The sequence below is a fragment of the Sulfitobacter mediterraneus genome (assembly GCF_003054325.1).
Taxonomy (GTDB): domain Bacteria; phylum Pseudomonadota; class Alphaproteobacteria; order Rhodobacterales; family Rhodobacteraceae; genus Sulfitobacter; species Sulfitobacter mediterraneus.
Window position 1 is genome coordinate 17,161 of sequence record NZ_QBKU01000004.1, and the last position, 9,049, is coordinate 26,209.

Consider the following 9,049-nt stretch of genomic DNA (forward strand, 5'->3'; position numbering starts at 1 on the left):
TGACAGATGGCACGCGACGCAAAACGCACCAAGCGTAAGGTCTCCAAGAACATCGCCGCAGGTGTGGCGCATGTGAACAGTTCCTTCAACAACACCAAGATCCTGATCTCGGATGTTCAAGGCAACGCAATCAGCTGGTCCTCTGCCGGCACCATGGGTTTCAAAGGGTCGCGTAAATCGACACCTTATGCCGCCCAGATGGCTGCTGAGGATGCAGGCCGCAAAGCACAGGAACACGGCGTGAAAACGCTGGAAGTCGAAGTGCAGGGTCCGGGTTCTGGCCGTGAAAGCGCATTGCGCGCTCTGGCGGCTGCAGGCTTTAACATCACGTCGATCCGTGACGTGACACCCATGGCCCACAACGGCTGCCGTCCACCTAAGCGCCGCCGCGTTTAAGAGGGCACAATATTATCTGGGGCTGCGTGAGCCACGCGGCCCCAAAAGCATTTTTGAAACCTCGAGCGTTTGGGCCTTTTGGACATGAGGCACAAACAAGGATGGAGGGACGCATGATCCACAAAAATTGGGCTGAATTGATCAAACCACAACAGCTGGACGTCAAGCCGGGCAATGACCCTGCACGTCAGGCGACCGTGATGGCAGAACCGCTTGAGCGCGGCTTTGGTCTGACAATGGGCAACGCCCTGCGCCGGGTGCTGATGAGCAGCCTTCAGGGCGCCGCGATCACATCCGTACAGATCGACAACGTACTGCATGAGTTTTCTTCGGTGGCCGGTGTGCGTGAAGACGTGACCGACATCATCTTGAACCTCAAGGGCGTGTCGCTGCGCATGGAAGTTGAAGGGCCCAAGCGCCTGTCGATTTCGGCCAAAGGTCCGGGTGTTGTCACCGCCGGTGACATCAGCGAATCCGCTGGTATCGAAATTCTGAACCGGGATCATGTGATCTGCCACCTCGATGATGGTGCCGACGTTTACATGGAACTGATCGTCAACACCGGCAAAGGCTATGTCTCTGCCGAAAAGAACAAGCCGGAAGATGCGCCCATTGGCCTGATCCCGATTGATGCGATCTATTCACCGGTCAAAAAAGTGTCTTATGACGTGCAGCCGACCCGTGAAGGTCAGGTGCTGGATTATGACAAACTGACTATGAAAGTGGAAACAGACGGGTCCATCACACCAGATGACGCCGTGGCCTTTGCTGCGCGTATTCTGCAGGACCAGCTGGGCATCTTCGTGAACTTTGACGAACCTGAATCCGCGTCCCGTCAGGACGATGATGATGGTCTGGAATTCAACCCGCTGCTGCTGAAGAAAGTGGACGAGCTGGAGCTTTCCGTACGTTCGGCAAACTGCCTCAAGAACGACAACATCGTTTACATCGGCGATCTGATCCAGAAAACCGAAGCCGAAATGCTGCGCACGCCGAACTTCGGCCGCAAGTCCTTGAACGAGATCAAGGAAGTGCTGTCTGGTATGGGGCTGCACCTCGGCATGGACGTCGAAGATTGGCCACCGGACAACATCGAAGACCTTGCCAAGAAGTTCGAGGATTCGTTCTAAAAAACGTGATGTGGGGTGAACCCCACCTTACCCAAAACGACCGGGCATCCTGCCCCAAGGAGAGCCGCTGACACGCATCAGCAGCCAGACAAAGCAAAACAGCCCGTAGAGGGCACCAAATTGGAGACTAGAAAATGCGTCACGCACGTGGATATCGCCGCCTGAACCGTACACATGAGCACCGCAAGGCGCTCTGGGCAAACATGGCCGGCTCGCTCATCGAACATGAGCAAATCAAAACAACTTTGCCAAAAGCAAAAGAACTGCGCCCGATCATCGAGAAGCTGATCACACTGGCGAAGCGCGGCGATCTGCACGCCCGCCGTCAGGCCGCGTCCAAGCTCAAGCAGGACCAGTATGTCGCGAAATTGTTCGACATCCTTGGGCCACGCTACAAAGACCGTCAGGGTGGTTATGTGCGCGTTCTCAAAGCGGGCTTCCGTTATGGTGACATGGCGCCCATGGCGATCATCGAATTTGTTGATCGTGACCGCGACGCAAAAGGCGCTGGCGACAAAGCCCGCCTGGCAGCAGAAGAAGCCGCAGAATAAGTTAAGGCCGCAGATTGCGACCCGGAAAGCCCCGCCATTGGCGGGGTTTTTTGTTTGAACGGGGGTGCAGTGAGTATTTAGGGCCAAAAAGGGCAGGGGAGTTGCGCATTTGATTACGGCTGCGCATATCTGGGGTATGAAGATATTTGTTCTAATTTTCGCGCTGTTCGCAGCCCCCTTGGCCGCACAGCAGCAGGTGCCGCAAAGCGCGGCGCAGATGCAACTCAGCTTTGTGCCTTTGGTCAAGGAGGCAACGCCGGCAGTTGTGAATATCTACGCCAAGATAATGACGCAGGCGCAGCGCACCCCGCTACAGCGCGATCCGTTTTTTGAGCGGTTCTTTCGTGATCCGTTCTCGGAAAAGCCGCGTGTACAAAACTCGCTTGGCTCAGGGGTGATCCTGTCTGCGGATGGGATCGTGGTGTCGAACTATCATGTGGTTGGCATGGCGACCGAGATCCGCGTGGTTCTGAATGACCGGCGGGAATACAACGCGCGGGTTCTGCTTGGTGATCGGGATGCGGATCTGGCGATACTCAAGATTGATGCCGAAGAAGATCTGCCGTTTCTGACATTGCGCGGCAGTGAATCCGTTGAAGTGGGCGAGTTGGCATTGGCCATCGGGAACCCCTTTGGGGTGGGACAGACTGTGAGCAGTGGTATTGTCTCTGGCCTGGCGCGCAGCGGCGCGGGGGGCGGCAATTCTGGTCTTGGCTATTTCATTCAGACCGACGCGCCGATCAATCCGGGCAATTCAGGCGGCGCATTGATTGACATGGCTGGCAGGCTGATTGGCATCAACACATCCATTCTCACGCGGTCCGGTGGCAGCAATGGTATCGGATTTGCCATTCCGGCGGATTTGGTTGCGGCCTTTGTCGCGCGGGCGCGGGATGGCGCGACAGAATTTGACCGACCCTGGGCGGGGATCAGTGGGCAGCCGGTCGATAGCGACATGGCGGCGACACTGGGATTGGACCGGTCGGGCGGTATCATCGTGTCGGGCCTGCATGCGGCCAGTCCGTTTCTGGAGGCGGGATTGGACGTTGGCGATGTTATTCTGGAAGTTGGCGGTGCTGCGGTGAACACACCAGCCGAAATGGTCTACAGGATGAGTGTGGCGGGCCTTGGCCGAGAAACGCCGGTGCAATACCTGCGCGGCGGCAAACGGTTTGAGGTTCAGGTCTCGTTGATCGCTGCCCCGGACGATCCGCCGCGCGATCAGATCGTGATGACCGAGCGTAGCCTGCTGCCCGGTCTGGTGCTGGCGCGGATCAATCCAGCGGTGATCTCGGAAATGAATCTGCCGCTGGAAACCTCTGGCGTGGTGGTGATGGAAGCGGGCCGTTTTGCACAGCAGGTTGGCCTGCGGCGCGGGGACGTGATTGTAGATATCAACGAGACTGAGATCATCGCCCCTGAAGAGGCTGCCGAATTGCTGAGCGGTAAAGTGCGTTGGATTGAAATGACTTTGCAGCGCGGTGATCGACGCACGCGCTTGCGGTTCAGGGTGTAAACCCATGGCTGATCTCTTTGATGATGGCAGTGCTGCCATGCCGGATAATGCGCATCGCCCGTTGGCGGACCGGTTGCGCCCGCGTGCCTTGGCGGAGGTGATCGGCCAGCAAAAGGTGTTGGGGCCGGACGCGCCGCTCACGGTGATGCTGGCCTCTGGCGCGTTGTCCTCGCTGGTGTTCTGGGGGCCGCCCGGTGTGGGCAAGACCACCATTGCGCGGCTTCTGGCGGATGAAACGGACCTGCATTTTGTTCAGATCAGCGCGATTTTCAGCGGTGTGCCGGAGCTGCGCAAGGTGTTTGAAGCGGCCAAGATCCGGCGGCAAAACGGGCAGGGCACCTTGCTTTTTGTCGATGAGATCCACCGCTTTAACAAGGCGCAGCAGGACGGGTTTCTGCCGCATATGGAGGATGGCACGATCTTGTTGGTCGGGGCCACGACTGAGAACCCCAGTTTTGAGTTGAACGCCGCTGTGCTGAGCCGCGCGCAGGTGCTTGTGCTGGAGCGTTTGCCCCTAGCCGATCTGGAGCTGTTGGCGCAACGGGCGGAAAAGGAGCTGGATAAAACGCTGCCGCTGAATGGCCCTGGGCGAGAGGCCCTGCTTGAGATGGCGGATGGTGACGGGCGGGCCTTGCTGAACCTAATTGAACAGGTCAGCGCCTGGAAGGTGGAGGGCAAGCTTGATCCACCTGCATTGTCACAGCGGTTGATGCGGCGGGCGGCGCAATACGACAAGAGCGGCGATGCCCATTACAATCTGATCAGCGCGCTGCACAAATCGGTGCGCGGGTCGGACCCGGATGCGGCGCTGTACTGGTTTGCGCGGATGTTGGAAGGCGGCGAAGATCCACGGTTTCTGGCGCGGCGCATCACGCGGATGGCGGTCGAGGATATCGGACTTGCCGATCCGCAGGCGCAAGCGGTTTGTTTGCAATCGTGGCAGACCTATGAGCGGCTGGGCAGCCCCGAGGGCGAATTGGCCTTGGCCCAAGCGGTGGCCTATCTGGCCTTGGCGCCGAAATCGAATGCGACCTATGTGGCCTACAAGGGCGCCCGCCGCGCCGCCAAGGAGACCGGATCAGAGCCGCCGCCAAAACATATCCTCAATGCACCGTCCAAATTGATGAAAGAGCAGGGGTATGGCGATGGCTATGCCTATGATCATGACGCCGAAGACGGGTTCTCGGGGCAGAACTATTTCCCTGAAACCATGAAACGGCCTGTGCTTTATGCGCCTGTCGAGCGCGGATTTGAGCGTGAGCTGAAAAAGCGGTTGGAGTATTTCGCGAAACTGCGCCTCAAACGGGGTGATCGGGAATAACGGCGCGTCGCGGCCTGCAAAACTTGACAATCCGGGCCCAAAGCGTGACAGACCCCAGATGTTTTCAACCCTGTCCCTTGTTGCGCTTGGCGGTGCTGTTGGTGCCGCGCTGCGGTATCTGTCCGGTGTGGCGATGATGCGCTTGACTGGCCCGCAAGAATTCCCGCTGGCGATTCTGACGGTGAATGTCATCGGGTCGTTTTTGATGGGCGTGTTTGTGGTGGTGGCCGCGCATCGCGGTTTGACCCATCTGAGCCCCTTGGTGATGACCGGGCTTTTGGGCGGGTTCACCACGTTTTCGGCGTTCTCGCTTGAGACGGTGACGTTGATGGAACGGGGACAGATCGGTGCGGCAGGGCTTTATGTAGCGTTGTCGGTGTGCCTGTCTGTGGCGGGTTTGATGTTGGGCCTTTGGATGGCCAGAGGAGTTTTGGTATGAGCCGTGTTCAGACCCTGATTGTAGAAGAAGGTGATGGCGATCAACGTCTGGACCGCTGGTTCAAACGTATGTTCCCGTTGATCTCGCAGGGGCGCATAGAAAAGATGTGCCGCAAGGGCGAGATCCGGGTGAATGGCGGGCGGGTCAAAGGATCGACTCGGTTGGAAGTGGGGCACGAGGTGCGCATCCCGCCATTGCCGGATGTCGAAGCGCCGCCGCCACCAAAACGCACGCGCGTCACCGATGCGGATGCCAAGTTTATCCGTTCATGCGTGATTTACCGCGATGATCAAGTGATCGCGCTGAACAAGCCGCCGGGCCTGCCTGTGCAGGGCGGTTCGGGGCAATCTGATCGGCATGTCGATGCGCTCGCCGAGGCGTTGATGTTTGATCTGGATGAAAAGCCGCGGCTTGTTCACCGGCTGGACAAGGATACATCGGGTGTCCTGATCATGGCGCGGACCCGCAGTGTGGCGGCGGCGTTGACAGCGTCTTTTCGGCACCGCGAGACCCGCAAGATTTACTGGGCCGCTGTTGCCGGTGTGCCGCACCCCAAGAACGGGCAGATCAAGTTTGGCCTGATGAAAGCGGGCGGTCACGGCGCGCGCGGCGAAGGCGAAAAGATGGTCGCGGTGCATCCGCGTGATGTCGATTCAACCGAAGGGGCCAAACGGGCGACCACGGATTATGCGGTTCTGGCGCAGGCTGGCACGCGGACCTGTTGGGCGGCCCTCATTCCCGTTACTGGCCGGACACATCAATTGCGGGCGCATATGGCGGAGATTGGTCATCCGATTGTCGGCGATGGCAAATACGGCGGATCGGGTCAGGACAACATGGGCGACGGCTGGGGCGCGCAGTTGGGGGGTGATATCTCCAAAAAGCTGCACCTGCATGCGCGATCTTTGACCATTGAGCATCCCGTGACCAAGGCCAGCCTCAATCTGGTGGCGCCATTGCCGGATCACATGCAGCGGACGTGGGAGACCTTTCAATGGTCGCCAAGCGACGTGCCTGCCGACCCGTTCGAGGAGGACTGGGGATGAGCTCCACATTGAAATTGGTGCTTTTTGATGTCGATGGAACGCTCGTTGACAGTCAGGGCGATATTGTCGCGGCCATGACCCGCGCCTTTGCGGCGGTCGATGCGCCACTGCCGGAGCGGGCGAAGTTGCTCAGCATCGTCGGGTTGTCGTTGGATGTCGCGATGCCAACACTGGCACCTGATCAGACAGAGGCCGCGCTCCAGAAAATGATTGAAAGCTACAAGGCGGCTTTTATGGAGCTGCGGGCGCAATTCGGTGTGGCGCAATCCTCGCCGCTGTATCCGGGCGCGATGGATGCTTTGCGCAGCTTGCAGGCGGTGCCGGAGTTTTTGTTGGGGATTGCCACGGGGAAATCCCGGCGGGGTTTGGATAAGTTGATTGAGGGTCACGCGCTGGACGGGTTGTTCATGACCCAGCAGGTTGCGGATTTTCATCCCTCCAAGCCGCACCCTTCGATGATTTTGCAGGCCATGCAGGACGCGGGTGTGGAACCGGCAGACACTGTGATGGTGGGCGATACCAGTTTTGACATGGAAATGGCCCGCGCCGCAGGGGTGCGGGGCATTGGCGTCAACTGGGGCTATCATCCACCCGAACGGCTTGGCGATGCCCATGTGGTGATCGACGATTATGCTGAACTGGCACCAGTGCTTGAGCGTATCTGGAATATGCCGGGATGAGCGACTGGAAGGCCAAGCGGTTTTGGAAAGAGGCGCAGGTTACGGATCATGCAGAGGGCGGATTTGCGGTTCTGCTTGATGGGCGATCCATCAAGACACCGGCCAAGCGCAGCCTGATCCTGCCGACCCGCGCCATGGCGCAGGCGGTCGCATTGGAATGGGATGCTCAAGAGGGCGAGATCAAGCCCGAGACAATGCCGGTGACAAAGACCGCCAACGCCGCCTTGGACAAGGTTTTGATCCAACATGGCGAAGTGGCGGATATGCTGGCGGCCTATGGCGATAGCGATCTGCTGTGCTACCGCGCGGATACCCCAGAAGAACTGGTTGCGCGGCAAGAGGCGCAATGGGATCCGATTCTTGACTGGGCTGCTGAAACGCTTGGCGCTCGGCTGGAGCCACGCACAGGGGTGATACACAAACCCCAAGACGAGCACGCACTGGCGGCGCTCAGTGCGCGAACCCATGCTCTTGATGCCTTTAAGCTGGCGGCATTTCACGATCTGGTGAGCTTGTCAGGCTCGCTTGTCCTTGGCTTTGCCGCGATCGAAAAACTGCACGATATCGAAACTTTGTGGGACATATCGCGGCTTGATGAGATCTGGCAGATCGAACAATGGGGCGTCGATGATGAAGCTGAGGCGCTAACATCGTTGAAAAAGTCCAGTTTTCAACATGCCGAGCGTATGTTCACCCTTTGTTGCGATGTCTAACTGGGGTTGACTTAGAGAAGCAGGGTTCACCCATAGATTCGCACCAGTTTGCGCCTGCTTTTTGCACAACCCACCCTTGACCTTGCAGCCCGATTTCGAGCAGACTGCGATGCACTGAGCAGGCTTGCCCTGCGACGTATCGCCTCCGGCCCGATCAACGGGTCGGTATAACCGCCCAAAACGTGGCGGACTATCAGGAAGAGGTTAACATGAAAAAATCTGTAATTTTCGGCGCACTGACCGTTGCGGGTCTTGCTGCCGGTGCAGCAGCGGCCGGTACACTGGACGATGTGAAAGCACGCGGTAAACTGAACTGCGGCGTGACCACGGGTCTGGTGGGCTTTGCTGCCCCCGATGCGAACGGCGAATGGAAAGGCTTTGACGTTGCGGTATGCCGCGCGGTTGCAGCTGGCGTTCTGGGTGACGCAACAGCTGTAGAATTCGTTCCAACAACCGGTAAAACACGCTTTACCGCGTTGGCGTCCGGCGAAATCGACATGCTGGCACGTAACACCACTTGGACGTTCTCCCGCGATGTCGATCTGAAGTTCGATTTTGTTGGCGTGAACTACTATGACGGTCAGGGCTTTATGGTTCCAAAAGACCTTGGTGTTTCCTCCGCGAAAGATCTTGATGGCGCAACAGTCTGCATTCAGACCGGTACAACAACCGAACTGAACCTGGCCGACTTCTTCCGCGCTAACAACATCAGCTATGAGCCGGTGCCAATCGAAACAAACGCCGAAGCACAACAGCAGTACCTTGCTGGCGCTTGCGACGTTTACACAACGGACGCGTCCGGTCTGGCCGCGACACGTGCGACATTCGAAGATCCTGCCGGCCACACACTGCTGCCAGAGATCATCTCCAAAGAGCCACTCGGCCCGCTTGTTCGCCACGGCGACAGCGAATGGGGTGACGTTGTCCGCTGGACACTGAACGCACTGATCACAGCTGAAGAGCTGGGTGTGTCTTCCGCCAACGTTGGCGAAATGGCGGCTTCTACCAACAACCCTGAGATCGCCCGTTTGCTGGGTACCGAAGGTACACTTGGTGAAATGCTCGGCTTGGACGCAGATTGGGCCAAGCGCGCAATCGAAACACAGGGCAACTACGGTGAAATCTTTGCCAAGAACATCGGCGAAGAGACACCAATCGGTTTGGCCCGTGGTCTGAACTCTCAGTGGACAGACGGCGGTCTGCTGTACTCGCCTCCTTTCCGCTAAGAACCAATACCAAAGGGCGCAGGATCATCCT

At 58.3% G+C, this 9,049-nt stretch carries 10 protein-coding genes; all 10 read left to right on the forward strand.

Annotation, left to right across the window (positions count from 1 at the left end):
* The first annotated feature begins 6 nt into the window (after window positions 1-6).
* The 10 genes from rpsK to C8N31_RS07415 all read left to right on the forward strand — a co-directional run bounded on the left by rpsK (window position 7) and on the right by C8N31_RS07415 (window position 9,018).
* Complete coding sequence (rpsK, locus tag C8N31_RS07370) at window positions 7-396, forward strand: 30S ribosomal protein S11 (RefSeq protein ID WP_025048073.1); 390 nt, start codon at window positions 7-9, stop codon at window positions 394-396.
* A 113-nt stretch (window positions 397-509) separates the two neighbouring features.
* Window positions 510-1,526: a DNA-directed RNA polymerase subunit alpha gene (locus C8N31_RS07375; RefSeq protein ID WP_025048072.1), complete on the forward strand. Its 1,017-nt coding sequence runs from the start codon at window positions 510-512 to the stop codon at window positions 1,524-1,526.
* 134 nt (window positions 1,527-1,660) lie between these two features.
* Window positions 1,661-2,077 (forward strand): 50S ribosomal protein L17, encoded by a 417-nt coding sequence (gene rplQ / locus C8N31_RS07380; protein WP_025048071.1) that lies wholly within the window; start codon window positions 1,661-1,663, stop codon window positions 2,075-2,077.
* 136 nt (window positions 2,078-2,213) lie between these two features.
* Window positions 2,214-3,593: a trypsin-like peptidase domain-containing protein gene (locus tag C8N31_RS07385; RefSeq protein ID WP_025048070.1), complete on the forward strand. Its 1,380-nt coding sequence runs from the start codon at window positions 2,214-2,216 to the stop codon at window positions 3,591-3,593.
* Window positions 3,594-3,597: 4 nt separating this feature from the next.
* A complete protein-coding gene (locus C8N31_RS07390) occupies window positions 3,598-4,914 on the forward strand; it encodes a replication-associated recombination protein A (RefSeq protein WP_025048069.1) in 1,317 nt (438 codons plus the stop codon).
* Window positions 4,915-4,972: 58 nt separating this feature from the next.
* Window positions 4,973-5,353 carry a fluoride efflux transporter CrcB gene (gene crcB, locus C8N31_RS07395; protein WP_025048068.1) on the forward strand — a complete coding sequence of 127 codons (381 nt, stop codon included), beginning with the start codon at window positions 4,973-4,975 and terminating at the stop codon, window positions 5,351-5,353.
* Window positions 5,350-6,399, forward strand: a complete 1,050-nt coding sequence (locus C8N31_RS07400; protein ID WP_025048067.1) for an RluA family pseudouridine synthase — start codon at window positions 5,350-5,352, stop codon at window positions 6,397-6,399. Before crcB ends, C8N31_RS07400 begins: the two co-directional genes overlap by 4 nt.
* On the forward strand, window positions 6,396-7,079 hold the full coding sequence (locus C8N31_RS07405; RefSeq protein ID WP_025048066.1) for an HAD-IA family hydrolase: 684 nt from the start codon (window positions 6,396-6,398) through the stop codon (window positions 7,077-7,079). Before C8N31_RS07400 ends, C8N31_RS07405 begins: the two co-directional genes overlap by 4 nt.
* Window positions 7,076-7,792 carry an ATP12 family chaperone protein gene (locus C8N31_RS07410; protein WP_025048065.1) on the forward strand — a complete coding sequence of 239 codons (717 nt, stop codon included), beginning with the start codon at window positions 7,076-7,078 and terminating at the stop codon, window positions 7,790-7,792. The genes C8N31_RS07405 and C8N31_RS07410 overlap by 4 nt, the downstream gene beginning before the upstream one ends.
* Window positions 7,793-8,001: 209 nt before the next feature.
* Complete coding sequence (locus C8N31_RS07415) at window positions 8,002-9,018, forward strand: amino acid ABC transporter substrate-binding protein (protein ID WP_025048064.1); 1,017 nt, start codon at window positions 8,002-8,004, stop codon at window positions 9,016-9,018.
* The last annotated feature ends 31 nt before the right edge of the window (window positions 9,019-9,049 follow it).

Bases quoted from the DNA above. Each gene is read 5' to 3' on its own strand.
- C8N31_RS07400 (WP_025048067.1), top strand. From the start codon at position 5,350: ATGAGCCGTGTTCAGACCCTGATTGTAGAAGAAGGTGATGGCGATCAA.
- C8N31_RS07415 (WP_025048064.1), top strand. From the start codon at position 8,002: ATGAAAAAATCTGTAATTTTCGGCGCACTGACCGTTGCGGGTCTTGCT.
- C8N31_RS07375 (WP_025048072.1), top strand. From the start codon at position 510: ATGATCCACAAAAATTGGGCTGAATTGATCAAACCACAACAGCTGGAC.
- rpsK (WP_025048073.1), top strand. From the start codon at position 7: ATGGCACGCGACGCAAAACGCACCAAGCGTAAGGTCTCCAAGAACATC.
- C8N31_RS07385 (WP_025048070.1), top strand. From the start codon at position 2,214: ATGAAGATATTTGTTCTAATTTTCGCGCTGTTCGCAGCCCCCTTGGCC.
- rplQ (WP_025048071.1), top strand. From the start codon at position 1,661: ATGCGTCACGCACGTGGATATCGCCGCCTGAACCGTACACATGAGCAC.
- C8N31_RS07405 (WP_025048066.1), top strand. From the start codon at position 6,396: ATGAGCTCCACATTGAAATTGGTGCTTTTTGATGTCGATGGAACGCTC.
- C8N31_RS07410 (WP_025048065.1), top strand. From the start codon at position 7,076: ATGAGCGACTGGAAGGCCAAGCGGTTTTGGAAAGAGGCGCAGGTTACG.
- crcB (WP_025048068.1), top strand. From the start codon at position 4,973: ATGTTTTCAACCCTGTCCCTTGTTGCGCTTGGCGGTGCTGTTGGTGCC.
- C8N31_RS07390 (WP_025048069.1), top strand. From the start codon at position 3,598: ATGGCTGATCTCTTTGATGATGGCAGTGCTGCCATGCCGGATAATGCG.